We start from the raw sequence: 17,409 nt of genomic DNA, 5'->3' as shown, positions 1-17,409 counted from the left end.
CCAGGTAACCCCAGCTGCTGGGCGCCAGAAGCTATCCCAAGGATCGATTTTGCAATGTGTGGCAAGTCGCTCGGTAAGGTACATGGCCAACAATGGTGATGCTATCCACGCCGAGAGCAGAAAAAATTCGCCAAGCAGCCGTGCAGATATAAATATGGCAGAATAGGAAATGAATATGGATAAGGCTATTAGTCTTTTGCTGATTGGCATGAATGTTATTGACTCAGAAGCGCCTAATGCTGAAAGTAGCCTGCCGCCGGAATGCAGGAGGCATGGAGGGACCCAAAGCGCAGCTTTGGGCCGTCCTGTTGACCGAAAGGCTAGGCAGTGTCGTTGCGCTCATAAATCCATCATTTGAGCGACGATGTGCGAGAATACCCAAACGTCTCCATGGTTATATGTTTCTGGAGCATCGCTCCCTCCGAGAAATGGGTACGGCTGCGGAATGTATATATGTCCTTGGGGGAGTTCGCCAACAACCTGGGATACAGCCAGCACATGGTCAGGGCGAAGAACGTACTCTTCAAAGCCCGGTTCTTTTAGTACGGATTTTTCAAAAGCATTTACTGATTTGTGAGAGCCATAAGATTTTGCGGCACCTTTGTATGGGTGAAGCACTATGTATTCATTGGAGTTTGGATTTCTTAGAAAGAAACTGCCTAGGCTTGAGTAGCCAATTACCTGCTTGAAAGCAGGGAAATGCTTTTCCCAAGGCCCCAGCATTTCTGCTGAGACAGGATTTATTAGGTAGTAGAGCGGAGGGTGTTTTTGTTTTTTGAAGAATAGGGAGAGCAATTGTTTCTCCTGTCTAATGTTGAACGTAAGCGGCAGCCGAGCCACCGCAGGTGGTGAGGGCACCCAAAGCGTAGCTTTGGGCTGTCCTGTTGACGGAAGTGTTAGGCCTTGCGCGGATAAATGCCATGCAGGGCTTCCCGCGCACGAAAGGCTACTTCTGAGTGCGGACTTTTTTCTAGAGTTTCTAAAATAGCAACCTCTGCTATCGCAGAGGACTCGCCCAAGATATATGCCAAATGCTCCTGCTGAAGTGGGCTAATGCCGTCGATCAGGGTAAGAAGTTCGGTGTATAGCCTTTCACCGCAAGCTTCTAACCGCGCACGCGCATCGATACAAGCTATGTCATACCAGTAGTCCGACTCGGGCAACGCTAATAACCGAAGTAGCTCTTCCGTTTGTTCTGATGGTGGCATCTGGCTGGACCTAACCTTTGAGTTCATTCGCGGGCGATAGCCGAAGGCTGGCGCACGTCGTGTGCAACGACGGGTTAGACCGCATTTGGCCCCCCGCGATCACAGATGTGGTTCTTGCCGTCCGACGTGGGCAACTCACCCAGAGCAAACACATCTACGCCTTCCAGGCACGCGACGTTGTACCCAAAGACACTCGGATCTGAGCGCCTGCGGTGATGTGTGTAGATACCGCATACGCGACAGAAATAGTGCTTCGCCACTCGAGAATTAAACTCATACAGTGTGAGGAACTCCCCGCCCCGCACAATGTGGAGGCGATCGATCGGCACTGATGACGTGACCGCACCGCGCCTGCTGCAAATGGAGCAATTGCACCTGCGCGGGTTCTCGACACCGTCAGGGAGTTCAAGCTCCATCACCACACTTCCGCAATGGCAGGAAGCGCCGTGCCGCTCTTTGATTGGGGTGTCGCCGATGCGCTTGTGCGATGTCATGCGCGAGTGTTTCCTATGCGGTCTATCAGTTATTCAACGGGCACACAGGGCCGTTTATTGATAAAATGGCAGTTGGGCGGTTCGACAGCAAGTTATTGATTGATAATAACATTTACCAGGGCTCTGTCAGTCTATGTGATGCTAAGTACGGACATGCTCTACCGGGCTATGCTACCGAATTTAACCAGTCACTAGGAGCGACTACTATGCGGCGCCAACACCTCATCTGAATTCAGCGACAACACTGTTAAGCCCCCATGCTTGATGGATCAAGTTTGTTCTGCCTGTAACCACAAGCGCGAAGCTTGGAACAAGGGTAAGCTCGTCGGCCAGAAACCGTCCCTCAAGCCAAAAGACATCTGGGCAATCCGATTTTACCTTCAGAATTCGCACGCGGTCCGCAAGTTTGCCATGTTCAATCTGGCCTTCGGCAGCAAGTTGCGTGGATGTGATCTCGTCAGCCTGCACGTACGAGATGTCACCCATGGGAGCCAGGTGTTTACCCGGGCAATGGTTATCTAAAGAACGACTCAGCGGTCGTTGCGGTTCGAACTGACTGAGCCAGCGAGAACAGCTGCTTGCAGCTTGTGATAGATTCCCCCGTCGCTGCGTACTCCGTCTGGCGCCCTGGCGGTAGCCGTGGCGGATCGCCTATTTATTGAACCCGGCCGGCACCTTCATGATGCATCTATTGCGAAGGAGCCAACTGCATAGCCTGTCTACGCCATGACCCCCTGCCTGCCTGCCACCATTCAAACCGAGCGGCTCTTGCTGCGGCCACCGCAGCTTGCCGATGCTGCCGCGCTGTTTGCTGCATACACCCAGGATGCCGGGGTGGCGCACTACATGACCTGGACACCGCATGTTGATCTGGCCCAGACCCAGGCTTTTCTGGAATGGTGCGTCAAGGCGTGGGAAGGTGGTCGGTGCCTGCCCTATGTGCTGACGCGGCAGGGTGACGCCACTGCCATAGGCATGCTGGAAGCGAGGCTGCAGGGGCACTGTGTGGATCTGGGATACGTGCTAGGCCGGGCGCACTGGCGGCAGGGTTATATGAGCGAGGCCATCAACGCCTTCAGCCGCGTGGCATTGGCATTGCCACCGATTTACCGGCTGCAGGCAACCTGCGATACAGACAATCTCGCCTCAGTCCGGACGCTGGAGAAGTCGGGCTTCCGGCGGGAGGGGGTGTTGGCCTCCCATACCGTCCACCCCAATATTTCGGCCGAACCCAGGGCATGCTTCATCTATGCCCGTTGCCGCGACCGGTAGTTCGCTAGATCAGGTGATCCAATAACTCCGGCCCGAACACCTCGCGGTGTATGCGGGTAGGCGGTACGCCTGCGCTCAGCAGCCCTTGCCATTGTTGCTGCATAAAGCCCAGCGGGCCGCAGAGAAAGAACTCGCCCTCGCGATTGCTCTCGTCCACCACGGCAGATAACTGCATACGGCCTTGGTGCTGATAGTGGCTGCCGAGCCGGTCGGCGTCAGCAGGTTGTTCGTAGAACAGCACCGAGCGCAGCTGTGGCAATTGGGCGCGGGCGGCGGCCAGGTCGGCACGCATGGCATGGTGCTGGCCGTTGCGGGCGGCATGGGCAAACACGATGGGGCGCCGGCTGGCTTGGCTGGCCAGGGTGTTGAGGGTGGCGACCATGGGGGTGATGCCTATGCCGGCCGAGATCAGGGTGATGGGGGCGGGGCCGGCCAGGCCGGGGGTGAAGTCGCCAAAGGGGGCGCCGGCCAGCAAGGTATCGCCCTGTCGCAGGTGGTCATGCAGCCAGTTGGATACCTGGCCCGCCGGGGTGGTCGGGTTGCCGGCTTCGCGCTTGACACTGATGCGCCACCAGGGGCGGTCGCTTGCATCGGAGAGGCTGTATTGGCGTAGCTGGCGCAGCTCGCCCAATTGCACGGCCACGCTGATGTACTGGCCGGGCTGAAAGCTGCCGGGCGAGCGGCCATCAGAGGTTTGCAGGTAGTAGGACATCACGTCTTCGCTCTCGCGGCGGGTTTCCATTACTACCAGCGTCTGCAAGGCGCCTGCCGCTGTTGCGGTGCGCTGGTACAACCTGGCTTCGGCAGCGATCAGCTCGCCTGCCAGCAGCCAATAGGCTTCATCCCAGGCGGCCAGCAGGGCTGGCGTTGCGGCATCACCCAGTACGGCCTGGATGGCACACAGCAGGTGGCGGCCGACGATGGGGTAATGGGCGGGGGTAATGCCGACGGAGGCATGCTTGTGCACGATGCGCTCCAGCACGGGCGCCAGGGCGGCGGCATTGTCGATATTGGCGGCGTAGGCAAAGACGGCGGCGGCCAGCGACTGCTGTTGTACCCCGCTGGCCTGGTTGCCCATATTGAACAGATGCTGCAGCTCAGGATGCTGCGCAAACATCTGGGTATAGAAGTGGCGGGTGATGGCCAGGCCATGCTCGCGCAGGACGGGAACGCTGGCGGCAATATAGGGGCGGGATGTGGCAGACAGCATGTGTTACTCCATTAGTGGTATATAAAATGCAACTTTTAATGCAGCGCTTGAGCGCGCAAGACAATGGCGGCTTCTCTCCGGCGGTTTTGCGGCTTGGCCGCTTCTTCTGCCGCCAGCCGCAGCACATAGCCCAGCTTGAGCAGGCCGGGGCCGATCAAGAGCATCAGGTGGCCGCCTACCAGGGTGCCCAGGCCGACCTGGTCGGTCTTCAAGTAGGCGAGGTACAAACCCGCCAGGCTGAGCAGGCAGGCGAACTGGATCAGCCGGGTGGAATAGCGATGTACGAGGGCGGGGTCTTGCATGGTGCGCTCCTTGCTCGGTTTGCCGGGATGGGAAAACGATTTTGCTAGCTGTGCCTGCAGGGGGCGGTGGTGGCTGGGGTCTGACTTGCCGCATCAGGGTAGTGCCCCAGTGCATGCATCAGCCGCAGCGATTCGCCTATGCGCTCGGCACGGCTCAACCAGGCAGTGGCCTGGTCGGCAGGCAGGCGTGCCTGCAGGGTCTGGCCAAACAGGGTTAGCCAATCCTGCAGCAGGGCAGGGGTGAAGCCGGCCTCGGCATGGCGTTCTGCCACCTGATAGCGGTATTCAAGGTAGCGCGCTCCGCCCAGTGTCACCCACCAGAAATGGGTCAGGTGCTCCAGGTGGGCGGGCCAGTCATGCACCCTGGCAAAGGGTTGGGCCAGGGTAGGGTGGGCGCGTACCTGCTGGTAGAAATCCGCGACCACGGCCGCTACCGTGGGGTGGCCTATCGCCTGGGCAATGGCTTGCATGATCAATGCCTCGCTGTCTGTTGATCGAGAAACTGCCGGTGCAGGGTAATGATGGCCTCGCCGGTACGGCTGCCGCAGACGTCGGCCAGTGTGTAGTCATCCATCTTGTTGTAGAAGGCGGCCAGGCCTGCATTGAGCGCCACCTTGAGCAGGCAGTGGCCGCGCAGGGTGCAGGGTGGGTCTTCGCAGTTGATCAGCTCGGTACTGTGCTCCAGCCCCTGCAGCACCTGCCCCAGCTGCAGGCCCTGGGCAGGCGCGGCCAGCCGGAGACCGCCATTGCGGCCCCGCGTGGCGGTTACCCAGCCCAGCTTGCCCAGGCGGTTGACCACCTTGATCAGATGGTTGTGCGGCACCTGGAACTGCCCGGCGATCTCGGCAATGGTGACGGGCAGGGCGCGGTCGTGCTGGGTCAGGTACATCAGCACGCGCAGGCCTAGGTCAGAGAAGCGGGTCAGTTGCATGGCAGTGGCCGGTGGGGGACTGAGGTAACGATACTAAACATGCATATAAAATGCAACTATATGAAATGTAGGCGGGCGAGACGCGTTGCTGGCGGAGGGAGGTACTGCAGGACTGCTGCTTGATGCGCCCTTGTGGCGGCTGTCATGCTGCTGACTTGTTCTACCAAAACAATGCAGGGCTTCATTCACCGTGGAGTCCGGCATGTCGATAGAGAATCCTTCCCGTAGAGGTTTCATGGCGGCGGGCGCCATGGGTCTGGCCAGTGCGTCCAGTTTTTCCCAGGTCATCGCCAAGGCCCTGGCGACACCGGCGCATGAGGGGGTTGGGGGCGTGGGGGATATCGAGCATGTGGTCTTCCTGATGCAGGAGAACCGCTCGTTCGACCACTACTTCGGCAGCCTTGCCGGTGTACGGGGTTTCAATGATCCGCGGGCTATCCCCCTGCCTTCGGGCAAGCCGGTCTGGTATCAGCCCAATGGCAGTGGCTACGTGCTGCCCTATCATTTTGACGTGCGCAATACCAATGCCCTGAAAGTGGGGCTCGATCATTCCTGGAAAGGCACCGAGGCGGCCTGGAAGGATTGGAATGCCTGGATACCCCGCAAGACGGCGCGCAGCATGGGCTATTTCAATCGGGCCGACCTGCCGTTCTATTACGCGCTGGCAGATGCGTTCACTGTCTGCGATGCCTACCATTGCTCGGTATTCGGGCCGACCGACCCAAACCGTTTCTACGCCTTGAGCGGCCATGCCAACGGCTATCTGACAGGCATTCAGGATGCCCGGCTCTACAACATCAACAATGGCACCTACAACGCCGATATCGCCAATGACAACGCGGCCGCCAAGGGGCTGGAGTGGCAAAGCTATGCCGAGGTGCTGGAAGCCAATGGCATCAGCTGGAAGGTCTATCAGGAGTGGGATAACTACGGCGATAACTATCTGCAGTATTTCAGGAACTTCAGGGTGGATGCTGCCGGCCGTAAGCTGACGGCGGATTCGCCGCTGTACCGCCGGGGTCGTGCCATGGCGCCGGGCTCGCATGGCGGCAATGCGGCGGGCACCAGCGGCCAGTGGCTGATCGATGACTTCGCTGCCGATGTCAGGGCGAATCGGTTGCCGCAGGTATCGTGGATATGCGCGCCCACCGAGTACTGTGAACATCCCTCGCACTCGCCCAATGCCGGAGAGCATTTCGCCGCGCGCCTGCTGTCGGCACTGGTGGACAATCCCAGTGTGTGGGCCAAGACCGTGCTGATCATCACCTACGACGAGAATGACGGCTTTTTCGACCACATGCCGGCGACGTTACCGCCGCTGAATGCGGGGCGTGGCCGCACGACGCTGGCGAATGCCGGCATGGGCGAGACCTATAACAGTGCCGAGCCCATCGGCCTGGGACCACGCGTGCCGACGCTGGTCGTTTCGCCCTGGAGCAAGGGGGGGCGCGTCAACTCCCAGCTGTTTGACCATACCTCGCTGATACGGCTGCTGGAAGAGTGGCTGGTGCAGGGCAAGGGCCTGCCGCGCAGCCAGGTGCAATGCAGTCATATCTCGCCCTGGCGCCGTGCCGTGTGCGGCGACATGACCAGTGCCTTCAACTTTGCCAACCCCAATGCCAGCTGGCCTGCCAGCGTGCCGCGCAGTGCCAGCTACTTCAAGTATGGCGGTAGCCGCGATGCCTTGCCCCCGGCCACGCAGAGCCTGCCCAGGCAGGAGACCACGGCCGGCGCCCAGCCGCGCTGGGCATGCGCCTTGCCCTATCGCTCGCAGGTGACGGGCAACGCAGTGGCAGAAGCGCGCAAGTACGCCCTGAGCTTCAGCAATACCGGCTCGGCGGCGGCGACCTATATCGTTTACTCCAGCGTGCGTAACGACGGGCCATGGCATTACACCGTGGAGGCCGGCAAGCAGATAGCGCTGGAAACCTGGAGCTGGAGCGGCAGCCATTACCAGGTGGTCGTCGTCAGCCACAATGGTTATGCGCGCGAATTTGCCGGCAGCCTGGACAGCCTGCCACGCAAGGCCGAGGTGCAGCTGGAGGAAGAACCTGCAGCCCGCTGCGTCAGACTGACGTTCAGCAATGGTGGGACGCAGGCGTGCCGCTTCAGGCTGGCGGACAACGCCTATGGCGACACCGCCGTGCAGCTGGTCGACGTGCCGGCCGGGCAAAGCCGCAGCCTGATCCGGTCGCTCTCTGCCAGCTATGGCTGGTATGACCTGGGCGTGAAACTGGAAGGTGACAGCAGCTACTGGCGCCGGCTGGCTGGCCACCTGGAAGGCGCAGGGCTGGATTACACCGACCCGGTGCTGAACGGCCAGGCCGAGGCGCTCCCTTCGCCGCTGCCACAGCCCCTACCCGTGGTGACATGGACGGCCAGCGCCAGCCAGATCCGCGTGGGAGAGAGTGTGACCGCCAGCTGGCAGGGTATGCCAGCCGGGACGCAGCACTGGCTGGGGGTGTATCGCGCAGGACAGGTGCCTGGCGCCACCAGCGCGCTGAAATGGCACTACCTGCCTGCCGCAATGGGCAGCCAGGTACTGAGCGGGCTGGCCCAGGGGGACTACTTCATCGCCTTGTTTCTGAACAATGGCTATGGTGAGGCCGCTCCCAGGCTGAATCTGCGCGTTGTCAGCGGCTAGTTGGGAGGGCAATAAGTTACGCCCGTCGGCTGGGTGCGAATAGGGGCTCCAGGTCAAGGTAAGCTGCAGGCTGTTGCTTTGTTTCTGGAGTTGTCATGTCCGTATCCGCACTTGGTGCTGGCTTGTCAGGCATGCTGGGTTACCAGCGGGCGCTGGACGTCTCGGCCCACAATGTCGCCAATACCCTGACAAGCGGCTTTCGGGCCCGCCAGCCCGATTTCAGCGAAGGCACCCCACCCGGTTCCGGGGTAAGGGTCGCGCCCTCTGCCAGCAGCAGTGATGGCACCCAGATCGAGACCGAAATGGTGGGCCAGCTGATCTACAAGGCGGGCTTCCAGGTCTCGGCCAAGGTGGTGTCCACGGCCGACCAGATGCTGGGCGCGCTGATTGATATCAAAGCCTGAGGGCTTGCGGTGAGCCTGCAATCGGGGTCAAGCGGCGTCGAGAGCGATTCAGGTGTCCGGAGCCCCTCCAGTGCTGGCCATTGAGCCGGCTTGCGCATTCCGTCACACAGTCAATTATCTTGCGATGGGCCAGCCGGTCTCCTGCTGGTTCTGCCAGGTCAGAGGCGTATCTCGGCCACCATCTCTTCTTCTTCATCAATGCCGATTTCGACAAAGCCGAAACTGCCATAGAAATCCTTGGCGACCGGGTTGGCCGGTACATAGGAGATCAAGATGCGTTGCACGCCGGGTTGGCTGCGAATTTCCTCGAGCGCCCGCTGCAGGGCCTGGCGGCCATGCCCCTTGCCCTGCTGGCGGCTGTCTATCATGAAGCGGTAGATGGCGTAGTCGCCTGGCTGGCCTTCTTCGGCCAGTGAGACATACATCAGAAAGCCGATTGCTTCCTCGCCCAGATAGATGGCCCGGGTATGGTAGTTGGGGTAGAAGCTGGCCTGGGCGATCGAATAGCTGTTACTGGCGAGATAGTCTTTCTGATGATCCAGCAGTTGCAGGTCGATGATGTCGTCAAAGTTGTCGCGGGTGACTGCGTTAAGGGTGATGGGCATGCTAGGTGTGGTGGCCTGGTGCGGTAAAAGGTAAGGAAATTCGACAGCAGGCATTGCTGCTGAAATAATGCTGATGGAATTTTTCGTGTGCCGCCGAAGGGCGGTGTGGATCGCGTTCACACCCATACGGCAGGCATATTCTGCCCGAGCGCTTTAGCGCCGCTAACAAAAACCAGCAATGCGGTTCCGGCTAGGCGTGGACGCGCAGACAGTAACTGGGTACGGCAAGCTTGCGCAACAACGCCAGCAGGGTTTTGTTAGCGGCTCTAGGCGCTGAACAAGATTGCCACAAAGGCTTGCCTATTTATGAAAGCACAACCGGAGATACGCCGTCAGCCCAGCCAGGCTCGCGCGCAGATGAAGGTGGCACTCATATTCGAGGCGACTTTGCGCATACTGGAACAAGAGGGCGAGGCGGCGCTCAATACCAATCGTATCGCGGCGGTGGCGGGTATCAGCATAGGCACGCTTTACCAGTATTTCCCGGACAAGGATGCTGTACTGGTGGCGCTGGTGCAGGAAGAGATCAGCCGTTGCTGCGATGCCATCCGTGACGGCTTAGCCCAACTGCCTGCCAGTGCCCGCTACGGCGATGGTCAGCGTGCCGATGTGCTGGTCAGGGTGTTGCTGGGCGCGTTTGGCGGCAAGGTAGGCGCGCGGCGTGAGTTGGTCAGGGCATTGCAGGCGCGCCAGCTGAGCTTTGCGTTTGACCAATACATTATTGAGCAACTGCATGGCATTCTTCCCTCCCTGCCTTTGCCCAAGGCAGTATTGGCCATCTTGATTCGCTCGCTATTGCACACGGTGGACGCCACCCTGCTGCACGACGAGGCCATGCTGCAGCGGCCGGGACTCAAGCTGGCACTGATCAAGACTGTGCAAAGCCTGACGCGCGAAGGCATGGGTCTGGGCATGCCGACCGCGCGTGTGCGAGGTCGGCAGCCAAACCTTACTGCTTGATGAAGTCCAATAGGTCCTGATTGAGCCTGTCATTATGGGTGTCGGTCAGGCCATGGGGTGCCCCCGGGTAGACGATCAGCTTGGCACCCTTGATCTGGCTGGCGGCGGCCTTGCCTGCTGCGTCTATGGGGACGATCTGGTCGTCATCGCCGTGGATGACCAGGGTGGGGATGTTGAATCGCTTCAGGTCTGGACGGAAATCGGTGGCCGAAAAGGCGGCGATCGAGTCATAGGTGTTCTTGTGGCCACCTTGCATGCCTTGTACCCAGAACGACTGGATCAGGCCCTGCGAGGGTTGGGCGTTGGGGCGGTTGTAGCCGTAGAAAGGCCCCGAAGCGATATCGAGATACAGCTGCGAGCGATTCTGCAGCGACGCCTTGCGTATGCCGTCGAACACCGCGAGCGGCAAGCCACCCGGATTGCTCTCGGTCTTGAGCATCAGGGGCGTCACCGCGCTGACCAGCACGGCCTTCTTGACCCGGCTGGTGCCGTGACGGCCGATATAGCGAGCCACCTCACCGCCGCCAGTGGAGAAGCCCACCAGGGTGACATCCTTGAGATTGAGCGTCTGGATCACGCTGGCCAGGTCATCGGCATAGTGATCCATATCATTGCCATCCCACGGCTGGCTGGATCGGCCATGGCCCCGCCGATCATGGGCCACTACCCGATAGCCTTGCGATGCCAGGAACAGCATTTGCGATTCCCAGCTGTCCGAGCTGAGGGGCCAGCCGTGGCTGAAGGTGACGACCTGGCCATTTTTCGGGCCCCAGTCCTTGTAGTAGAGGCGAACACCGTCATGGGTGACGACGTAGCTGGAGGCTTGTTCCAGGCGGCCTGCTTGTTTGGTGCCCGCGTCGACGGGGGCTGCGGCTTGTGCAGAGAAGGCGGTGGCAAGCAGGGACAGGGCGAGGGTGCGGTGTAGCAGGTTCATGGTGTTCCTCTTCGCATAGTTGATGTCGTGAAAGGCATTGCCTGTTGGCAGGAGGAACTGTACCGCTTGCTCCAGTACGAATGATCACGCAAAGTATGGATAACTTGATCAGGAGTATTGCTGTGACAGATAGACTCGCCGCCTTGCTGACCCACTTCGCGGTGACGGCCAAGGTATTTCACACCGGGCTGCTGTGCGGCATCCACGATCTGGCAGATGAGCAGGCAGTGGGCTATCTGCACCTGATCCGGCGCGGTCGCCTGGTGGTCAGCCACGGCCAGGGGGCTGCCGTGCAGGTGACCGAGCCCAGCCTGCTGCTCTACCCACTCCCTATGGCGCACCGATTCATCAGCGATGGCGATCAAGGCATAGACACAGCCTGCGCCCGGCTGCACTTTGACGGCGGTGCTGCCAATCCCATCGTGGCTGCGCTGCCGGCGTTCTCCTGCCTGCCGCTGGCCGAGCTTGAGGGGGCTGGGGGCATACTGGATCTGTTGTTCAACGAAGCCGCCAGGCAGCACTGTGGCCGGCAGGCGGTGCTGGACAGATTGTTTGAAGTGCTGCTGATCCAGGTGCTCAGGCATCTGATGGAGCACGGGCAGACGCAGGCGGGCATGCTGGCAGGCATGGCGCATCCACGCCTGCGGCACGCCTTGGTGGCCATGCATGAACAGGCCGCCTACGATTGGTCGCTGGCGGCGTTGGCGGTACAGGCGGGCATGTCGCGCAGTGTGTTTGCCCATACTTTCCGCGAGGTGGTGGGCTGCACGCCGGGCATATACCTGCAGCGCTGGCGCATGGCGCTGGCCCAGAAACTGCTGCTGCAGGGGCGGTCACTCAAGCTGATAGCGGGCGATACCGGTTATGGCAGCGAAGCGGCCTTGTCGCGCGCCTTCAAGGCGCAAACCGGCCTGTCGCCCAGACAGTGGCTGGGTCAGCGGGATCAGCGGCCGGCCTCTCTACCCATAGTCCCATAGCGCAGTGCGGCGACAAACCTGAGCAAGCCACGCCGCCAGCGGGTTGCGGTAATCCGTGATCAGCTGTATCTGACTGATATTGCTTAACTTTTTACCTTTCTTGTCGCCCCGGCGAATGCGAGTAGACGCCTACCCTCCCGGATTCTAGATTATGCCTTCGTCATTGCCCGTGCTGCGGGCTTGCCGATGCCGCTGTGCGGCCCGCATTCGCCGGGGCATAGGGCAGATCGGGCACGCTATCTCTTCAACCGGGTGCCGCTGGCCGGCACAACAAGGAATTCGTCATGATGCGTTTCAAGCAATCTTTAATACATGCCTGTGTGGTCGGCCTGCTGGCCGCCACCCATACCGCTACATTGGCGGCGGATACGATGGCAGAGAACAAGGCCCTGGCCCGCCAGTTGGCCATCAGTGAGGTGCAGGCGCTCGAGGGGGCAGGCCGGTTTGATGAAACACAGGTGCTGGTCAAGTTCCGCCCTGGTGCCAGCGCGGCGGAGCGGGAGCGGGTTATCCGCTCATTTGGTACCGGCGCGCGACGCCTGGGTGGCCAAGGCAAGCAGGTGATGGCCACTGGCGAGTTCTATGTGGTCAAGCTGGGTCGCCGCTGGTCGGTGGCATCCGTGATGTCGCGTATCGCAGAGGATGACAGCGCCGTCGACTATATCGTGCCGGACTGGATACTGAAACTGCAGGCAGAGCCTGCCAATGATCCGGACTTTGCCAAGGTATGGGGGGTACAGGGGCGCAGTACGTCGCCAGCCAGCCCCTTTGGCACGGGCGCCGCCGAGATGTGGGCCAAGGGTTATGTGTGCAAGTCGGCCGCGCCGGCCTATGTGGCGGTGCTGGATACCGGTGTGCGGACGACCCACCAGGATCTGCGCGACCAGGTGTTTCTCAATCCCAACGATGCCGCGGTGGACCAACGTGACGACGACGGTAACGGTCTGGTAGATGATGTAAAGGGCTGGAATTTCTACGCCAACAATAACAATGTCGAAGACGACCACAGCCACGGCACCCATGTGGCAGGCACCATCGCGGCAAGGCGTAACAATGCCTTGGGTTCGGTCGGCATGTGCGGCGACGGTGCGGTGAAAATCATCCCGGTCAAGGTGTGCAGCAGCGGTGGCAGCTGCCCCACCAGTGCTGTGCTGGCGGCCATGAATTACGTGGTCGACCTGAAAAAAAACCGTGGCATCAATGTCGTGGCGGTCAATCTTTCGCTGGGTGGGCTCACCAGTACGCCCAATCTGGCTGGCATAGAGTATTTCCAGGCAGCACAGGAGGCCGGCATCATGGTGGCGGCCGCTGCCGGCAACAATGGCGTCAATACCGACGATCGCTTTATGTGGCCGGCCAGCCTGCCGGTGGACAACATCATCTCGGTCGCCAATCTGAAGGCGGATGGCATGCTGTCGAGCTCCTCCAATCACGGTGCCAGTTCGGTGGATATTGCTGCGCCTGGTTCGGGCATCTATTCCACCGTGCATGGTTCGGACAGCGCCTACAACTGGAAGTCGGGCACCTCCATGGCGGCGCCCCATGTGGCCGGCGCCATAGGCTTGTACCGGGTGCTGCACCCACAGGCAGATGTCGCTGAAACCCGGCATGCGCTGTTTAGCACCGCCGCCGTGGAAAGCAGTCTGGCGGGCAAGGTGGCCGATGGTCGTCGGCTCGATGTCTCGGCCTGGCCGTGGCAAACCGTGACCACCAGCTATGTGGCCCGCTGCGGCCTGAACGCCGGCAAGACGGGCTTCTGGTTCCTGGTGAATGCCTATACCGACGACAGCCGCCGCACGGTACTGCGCTACATGGGTATCAGCTACAAGGCCTATGACCCGACCGGCAAGCTGCTCAATACCTATATAGGTCGCACCAATAACAACGGTGCCGCGCTCTGGGCATTCAACCGCAGCGCGCAACCCTGGGGGCAGCAGTTCACCGTGCAGGTGCAGACCGATGACGGCGGTAGCCGTACCTACAGCAGCAGCGAGTTGAACTGCCCCGTGCCTTGAGCCGCTGGCCATGCGGGGTGACTCTGCTGAGACATGACCGCGCCGTCATAGGCGGCGCGACATGGATGCGACATCCATTTGCGGCAACGCAACAGCCTATCAAACGATTGTTTGAAATCCGAACGGCTGTGCTACATTGCGTCCTGTAGTCGCAGTGCAGCTCGCTACGAGTTGTCCTGCGAGGCCGCCGGGCTAGCCCGGCCGGTTTGCCTACGCTTGGGTACTTAGGGCACGTCGGTCATCACCGGCGTGCTTTTTTTCTTTGTGCGCTGCCTTGGCGCATACAAGGTAAAATCTCGCGGTTTACTCATCCATAAGCGCGTATAGGTAATGGCCAAACCCACCAAGCCCGCCAGTTTCGAGGCGGCCATGTCCGAACTGGAAACCCTGATAGCCGAGATGGAACGTGGCGATGCCCCGCTGGAGACGGCCTTGCTGTCGTACAAGCGCGGTGGCGAGCTGATACGTTATTGCCAGGAACAACTGGCTGCTGCCGAGCAGCAGATCAAGGTGCTGGATGGCGACAGCCTCAAGCCTTTGGACCTGGAGGAGGCAGAATGAGCGGGCAGCACGATTTTCAGACCTGGTCGTTTGCCATACAGCAACAGATGGAACTGGCGCTGGGTGGCTTGTTGCCACCTGCCAGCCAGTTGCCGCAGCGGCTGCACGAGGCCATGCGCTATGCCGTGCTGGGTGGTGGCAAGCGGGTCAGGCCGCTACTGGTGTTTGCCGCTGGCGAACTGGTCAATGCCCCGGTCGAGCGTTTGCAGCATGCCGGCAGCGCGGTGGAGATGATCCATGCCTATTCGCTGGTACATGACGACATGCCCTGCATGGATGATGACGTCCTGCGCCGTGGCAAGCCCACCGTGCATGTGGAGTTTGACGACGCTACGGCTTTGCTGGCCGGCGATGCCCTGCAGACGGCGGCATTTGAGGCGTTGACCATGCAGGCCTTGGCGGATGAGCCGGCCGATCAATTGCGCATGGTCAAGCTGCTGGCCAATGCATCTGGCGCAGCGGGCATGGCCGGCGGCCAAGCCATAGACCTGGCTTCGGTGGGGCAACCCTTGAGTCTGCCCGAGCTGGAGCATATGCACATACTCAAGACTGGCGCCTTGATACGGGCATCGGTATTGCTGGGCAGCTATTGTGGCGAGCCGCTGGCATCGGCCCAGCGCGACAAGCTCGATCGCTTCGCCAAACTGATGGGCCTGGCCTTCCAGGTGGTGGACGATATCCTGGACGTGGAGGCCGATACGGCGACCCTGGGCAAGACGGCGGGCAAGGATGCGGCGCACGACAAGCCCACCTATGTCTCCCTGCTGGGGCTGAAGGAGGCCAAGCTACGTGCAGCCGAACTGGAGGCCGAAGCGCTGGCCTGTCTGGATGAATTTGGTACGCGTGCAGCCAGGCTGCGCGAACTGGCGCACTTTATCGTGCACCGGGCTTTTTGATTTCGAATCACTACAGGCGGCCCATGTGCACTCCGGTGCCTGCCGCCTTACCTAGTTGAACGTCATGGCTTATCCGCTTCTCGACAATGTCAATCTGCCTGCCGATCTGCGCGGCTTCGACCAGGACCAGCTCAAGCAGTTGGCCGGTGAGCTGCGTGAGTTCCTGCTGGATTCCATCAGCAAGACCGGTGGTCACTTTGCTTCCAATCTGGGCACCATAGAACTGACCATTGCCCTGCACCATGTGTTTGAGACCCCGCACGACAGGCTGGTCTGGGACGTGGGTCACCAGACTTATCCGCATAAGGTGCTGACCGGCCGCAAGTCGCGTATGGATACCATGCGCAAGTACCACGGCCTGGCGGGCTTTCCCAAGCGCGAGGAAAGTGAATACGACACCTTTGGCGTGGGCCATAGCTCCACCAGCATAGGCGCGGCGCATGGCATGGCCGAGGCCAGCAAGATACAAGGGCAGCGCCGCAAGGTAGTAGCCGTGATAGGCGATGGCGCCATGACGGCGGGGCAGGCATTCGAGGCGCTGTTCAATGCCGGCGACAAGGATACCGACCTGTTGGTGGTGCTGAACGACAACGAAATGTCGATCTCGCCCAATGTAGGCGCATTCAACGCCTATCTGGCCAAATTACTGTCCGGCCGCTTCTACCAGGGTTTCCGCTCCACCGGCAGCAAGGTGTTGGAGAACGTGCCACCTTTGCACGAATTGGTGCGTCGTGGCGAGGAGCATGTCAAAGGACTGTTCTCGCCATCCACGCTGTTCGAGGAATTTGGCTTCCACTATGTGGGCCCGATAGACGGCCACGATCTGGACGCACTGATACCGACCTTGCAGAATCTCAAGAGCCTGTCGGGGCCGCAGTTCCTGCATATCGTCACCAAGAAGGGGCAGGGCTACAAGCTGGCCGAGGGCGATCCGGTGAAATACCACGCCGTGACGCCCTTTACTCCAGCAGACGGCATGGCGGCCAAGGCGGCCAGCAAGCCTTCCTATACCCAGATATTTGGCGATTGGCTGTGCGATATGGCGGCCCAAGATGCTCGCCTGGTGGGGATAACCCCGGCCATGCGCGAGGGTTCGGGCATGGTGCGCTTCGAGCAATTGTTCCCCACGCGCTACTACGATGTGGGCATTGCCGAGCAGCATGCGGTGACGTTTGCCGCCGGCCTGGCCTGCGAGGGACTCAAGCCGGTGGTGGCCATCTATTCCACCTTCCTGCAACGCGCCTACGATCAACTGATACACGATGTCGCGCTGCAGAACCTGCCGGTGGTGTTCGCCATAGACCGCGCCGGTCTGGTGGGGGCTGACGGCCCCACCCATGCCGGCAGTTTTGATATCACTTATCTGCGTTGCATACCCAATATGGCCGTGCTGTGTCCGGCCGATGAGGATGAGTGCCGCCAGATGCTGTACACGGCCTTCCAGCTTGATCAGCCCAGCGCGGTGCGGTACCCGCGTGGCACCGGGCCGGGTGTGGCGGTGAACCAGGGTTTCACTGCACTGCCCGTGGGCAAGGGCGTGGTGCGCAGGCAGGGCAAGCGTATTGCCATCCTGGCATTTGGCTCCATGCTCACCCCCGCTTTGCAGGCGGCCGAGGCGCTGGATGCGACCGTGGCCAATATGCGCTGGGTCAAGCCGCTCGATGTGGAGCTGGTCAAGCAGCTGGCGGAAACCCATGACCTGCTGGTAACGGTGGAAGAGAACGCCATCATGGGCGGTGCTGGCTCGGCGGTGATCGAAGCCATGGCGGCGCAGGGTCTGCTCAAGCCCGTGCTGCAACTGGGCTTGCCCGACCGCTATGTGGACCATGGCGACCCGGCCCTGTTGCTGGCCGAATGTGGCCTGGATGCGGCGGGCATCACCGCCAGCATCCGCCAGCGGCTGGCGATGTAAGCCCGCTACCTGGCGCCATCGCCCGTGTTGTCCCATAGGCGTGGACGAGGCGATGGTGCTGTCTTTTTTACCCCACTTTTTTAC

18 protein-coding genes are annotated in these 17,409 nt (G+C 60.7%); 9 read left to right on the top strand and 9 right to left on the bottom strand.

Features of this window, described 5'->3' with window-relative positions:
• Nucleotides 1-339: 339 nt before the first annotated feature.
• From QWZ03_RS13480 to QWZ03_RS21010, 3 genes are all read right to left on the bottom strand, one after another.
• Nucleotides 340-795 (bottom strand): T6SS immunity protein Tdi1 domain-containing protein, encoded by a 456-nt coding sequence (locus QWZ03_RS13480; RefSeq protein ID WP_290333192.1) that lies wholly within the window; start codon nt 793-795, stop codon nt 340-342.
• Nucleotides 796-896: 101 nt separating this feature from the next.
• Complete coding sequence (locus QWZ03_RS13475) at nt 897-1,208, bottom strand: hypothetical protein (protein ID WP_290333191.1); 312 nt, start codon at nt 1,206-1,208, stop codon at nt 897-899.
• A gap of 74 nt (nt 1,209-1,282) precedes the next feature.
• Nucleotides 1,283-1,702 (bottom strand): GFA family protein, encoded by a 420-nt coding sequence (locus QWZ03_RS21010; RefSeq protein ID WP_441302639.1) that lies wholly within the window; start codon nt 1,700-1,702, stop codon nt 1,283-1,285.
• Nucleotides 1,703-2,428: 726 nt separating this feature from the next.
• On the opposite strand from QWZ03_RS21010, the gene QWZ03_RS13460 reads away from it, so the two are divergent.
• The gene (locus tag QWZ03_RS13460; protein ID WP_290333190.1) at nt 2,429-2,974 is read left to right on the top strand and encodes a GNAT family N-acetyltransferase; all 546 of its coding nucleotides are present in this window, start codon (nt 2,429-2,431) and stop codon (nt 2,972-2,974) included.
• A gap of 4 nt (nt 2,975-2,978) precedes the next feature.
• Here QWZ03_RS13460 and hmpA read toward each other — a convergent pair whose 3' ends face one another.
• From hmpA to QWZ03_RS13440, 4 genes are read right to left on the bottom strand one after another with little or no spacing between them, the layout of a single operon-like run.
• Nucleotides 2,979-4,184, bottom strand: coding sequence for an NO-inducible flavohemoprotein (gene hmpA, locus QWZ03_RS13455; RefSeq protein ID WP_290333189.1), 1,206 nt, complete (start codon nt 4,182-4,184; stop codon nt 2,979-2,981).
• 35 nt (nt 4,185-4,219) lie between these two features.
• The gene (locus tag QWZ03_RS13450; RefSeq protein ID WP_290333188.1) at nt 4,220-4,486 is read right to left on the bottom strand and encodes a hypothetical protein; all 267 of its coding nucleotides are present in this window, start codon (nt 4,484-4,486) and stop codon (nt 4,220-4,222) included.
• A 44-nt stretch (nt 4,487-4,530) separates the two neighbouring features.
• Complete coding sequence (locus QWZ03_RS13445; RefSeq protein ID WP_290333187.1) at nt 4,531-4,956, bottom strand: group III truncated hemoglobin; 426 nt, start codon at nt 4,954-4,956, stop codon at nt 4,531-4,533.
• Between the two features lie 2 nt (nt 4,957-4,958).
• Nucleotides 4,959-5,417, bottom strand: a complete 459-nt coding sequence (locus tag QWZ03_RS13440; RefSeq protein ID WP_290333186.1) for an Rrf2 family transcriptional regulator — start codon at nt 5,415-5,417, stop codon at nt 4,959-4,961.
• A 202-nt stretch (nt 5,418-5,619) separates the two neighbouring features.
• Here QWZ03_RS13440 and QWZ03_RS13435 point away from each other — a divergent pair, with 202 nt between their 5' ends.
• A complete protein-coding gene (locus QWZ03_RS13435) occupies nt 5,620-8,061 on the top strand; it encodes a phosphocholine-specific phospholipase C (protein WP_290333185.1) in 2,442 nt (813 codons plus the stop codon).
• A 95-nt stretch (nt 8,062-8,156) separates the two neighbouring features.
• Entirely contained in the window at nt 8,157-8,465 is a 309-nt protein-coding gene (locus QWZ03_RS13430; protein WP_290333184.1) for a flagellar basal body rod C-terminal domain-containing protein, read from the top strand.
• Between the two features lie 158 nt (nt 8,466-8,623).
• On the opposite strand, the gene QWZ03_RS13425 is transcribed toward QWZ03_RS13430, so the two are convergent.
• Nucleotides 8,624-9,070: a GNAT family N-acetyltransferase gene (locus tag QWZ03_RS13425; RefSeq protein ID WP_290333183.1), complete on the bottom strand. Its 447-nt coding sequence runs from the start codon at nt 9,068-9,070 to the stop codon at nt 8,624-8,626.
• Nucleotides 9,071-9,376: 306 nt separating this feature from the next.
• Here QWZ03_RS13425 and QWZ03_RS13420 point away from each other — a divergent pair, with 306 nt between their 5' ends.
• Nucleotides 9,377-10,030, top strand: a complete 654-nt coding sequence (locus QWZ03_RS13420; protein ID WP_290333182.1) for a TetR/AcrR family transcriptional regulator — start codon at nt 9,377-9,379, stop codon at nt 10,028-10,030.
• On the opposite strand, the gene QWZ03_RS13415 is transcribed toward QWZ03_RS13420, so the two are convergent.
• On the bottom strand, nt 10,020-10,964 hold the full coding sequence (locus QWZ03_RS13415) for an alpha/beta fold hydrolase (RefSeq protein ID WP_290333181.1): 945 nt from the start codon (nt 10,962-10,964) through the stop codon (nt 10,020-10,022). The two genes, QWZ03_RS13420 and QWZ03_RS13415, sit on opposite strands and share 11 nt — an antisense overlap.
• 122 nt (nt 10,965-11,086) lie before the next feature.
• Here QWZ03_RS13415 and QWZ03_RS13410 point away from each other — a divergent pair, with 122 nt between their 5' ends.
• The 5 genes from QWZ03_RS13410 to dxs all read left to right on the top strand — a co-directional run bounded on the left by QWZ03_RS13410 (nt 11,087) and on the right by dxs (nt 17,325).
• The gene (locus QWZ03_RS13410; RefSeq protein WP_290333180.1) at nt 11,087-11,941 is read left to right on the top strand and encodes an AraC family transcriptional regulator; all 855 of its coding nucleotides are present in this window, start codon (nt 11,087-11,089) and stop codon (nt 11,939-11,941) included.
• A gap of 284 nt (nt 11,942-12,225) precedes the next feature.
• Nucleotides 12,226-13,956, top strand: a complete 1,731-nt coding sequence (locus QWZ03_RS13405; protein ID WP_290333179.1) for a S8 family peptidase — start codon at nt 12,226-12,228, stop codon at nt 13,954-13,956.
• Nucleotides 13,957-14,286: 330 nt separating this feature from the next.
• Complete coding sequence (locus tag QWZ03_RS13400; protein WP_290333178.1) at nt 14,287-14,517, top strand: exodeoxyribonuclease VII small subunit; 231 nt, start codon at nt 14,287-14,289, stop codon at nt 14,515-14,517.
• On the top strand, nt 14,514-15,413 hold the full coding sequence (locus QWZ03_RS13395; RefSeq protein ID WP_308447567.1) for a polyprenyl synthetase family protein: 900 nt from the start codon (nt 14,514-14,516) through the stop codon (nt 15,411-15,413). The genes QWZ03_RS13400 and QWZ03_RS13395 overlap by 4 nt, the downstream gene beginning before the upstream one ends.
• 64 nt (nt 15,414-15,477) lie before the next feature.
• On the top strand, nt 15,478-17,325 hold the full coding sequence (gene dxs, locus QWZ03_RS13390) for a 1-deoxy-D-xylulose-5-phosphate synthase (protein WP_290333177.1): 1,848 nt from the start codon (nt 15,478-15,480) through the stop codon (nt 17,323-17,325).
• Nucleotides 17,326-17,409: the final 84 nt, after the last annotated feature.

This window comes from Chitinimonas viridis, from assembly GCF_030409555.1.
In the GTDB taxonomy this organism is placed as follows: domain Bacteria; phylum Pseudomonadota; class Gammaproteobacteria; order Burkholderiales; family Chitinimonadaceae; genus Chitinimonas; species Chitinimonas viridis.
Note: the sequence above shows the minus strand (reverse complement) of the source record. Positions and strands in the feature narration are given on the sequence as shown.

Bases quoted from the DNA above. Each gene is read 5' to 3' on its own strand.
- hmpA (WP_290333189.1), bottom strand. From the start codon at position 4,184: ATGCTGTCTGCCACATCCCGCCCCTATATTGCCGCCAGCGTTCCCGTC.
- QWZ03_RS13425 (WP_290333183.1), bottom strand. From the start codon at position 9,070: ATGCCCATCACCCTTAACGCAGTCACCCGCGACAACTTTGACGACATC.
- QWZ03_RS13435 (WP_290333185.1), top strand. From the start codon at position 5,620: ATGTCGATAGAGAATCCTTCCCGTAGAGGTTTCATGGCGGCGGGCGCC.
- QWZ03_RS13400 (WP_290333178.1), top strand. From the start codon at position 14,287: ATGGCCAAACCCACCAAGCCCGCCAGTTTCGAGGCGGCCATGTCCGAA.
- QWZ03_RS21010 (WP_441302639.1), bottom strand. From the start codon at position 1,702: ATGACATCGCACAAGCGCATCGGCGACACCCCAATCAAAGAGCGGCAC.
- QWZ03_RS13450 (WP_290333188.1), bottom strand. From the start codon at position 4,486: ATGCAAGACCCCGCCCTCGTACATCGCTATTCCACCCGGCTGATCCAG.
- QWZ03_RS13440 (WP_290333186.1), bottom strand. From the start codon at position 5,417: ATGCAACTGACCCGCTTCTCTGACCTAGGCCTGCGCGTGCTGATGTAC.
- QWZ03_RS13460 (WP_290333190.1), top strand. From the start codon at position 2,429: ATGACCCCCTGCCTGCCTGCCACCATTCAAACCGAGCGGCTCTTGCTG.
- QWZ03_RS13395 (WP_308447567.1), top strand. From the start codon at position 14,514: ATGAGCGGGCAGCACGATTTTCAGACCTGGTCGTTTGCCATACAGCAA.
- dxs (WP_290333177.1), top strand. From the start codon at position 15,478: ATGGCTTATCCGCTTCTCGACAATGTCAATCTGCCTGCCGATCTGCGC.
- QWZ03_RS13475 (WP_290333191.1), bottom strand. From the start codon at position 1,208: ATGCCACCATCAGAACAAACGGAAGAGCTACTTCGGTTATTAGCGTTG.
- QWZ03_RS13445 (WP_290333187.1), bottom strand. From the start codon at position 4,956: ATGCAAGCCATTGCCCAGGCGATAGGCCACCCCACGGTAGCGGCCGTG.
- QWZ03_RS13405 (WP_290333179.1), top strand. From the start codon at position 12,226: ATGATGCGTTTCAAGCAATCTTTAATACATGCCTGTGTGGTCGGCCTG.
- QWZ03_RS13430 (WP_290333184.1), top strand. From the start codon at position 8,157: ATGTCCGTATCCGCACTTGGTGCTGGCTTGTCAGGCATGCTGGGTTAC.
- QWZ03_RS13420 (WP_290333182.1), top strand. From the start codon at position 9,377: ATGAAAGCACAACCGGAGATACGCCGTCAGCCCAGCCAGGCTCGCGCG.
- QWZ03_RS13415 (WP_290333181.1), bottom strand. From the start codon at position 10,964: ATGAACCTGCTACACCGCACCCTCGCCCTGTCCCTGCTTGCCACCGCC.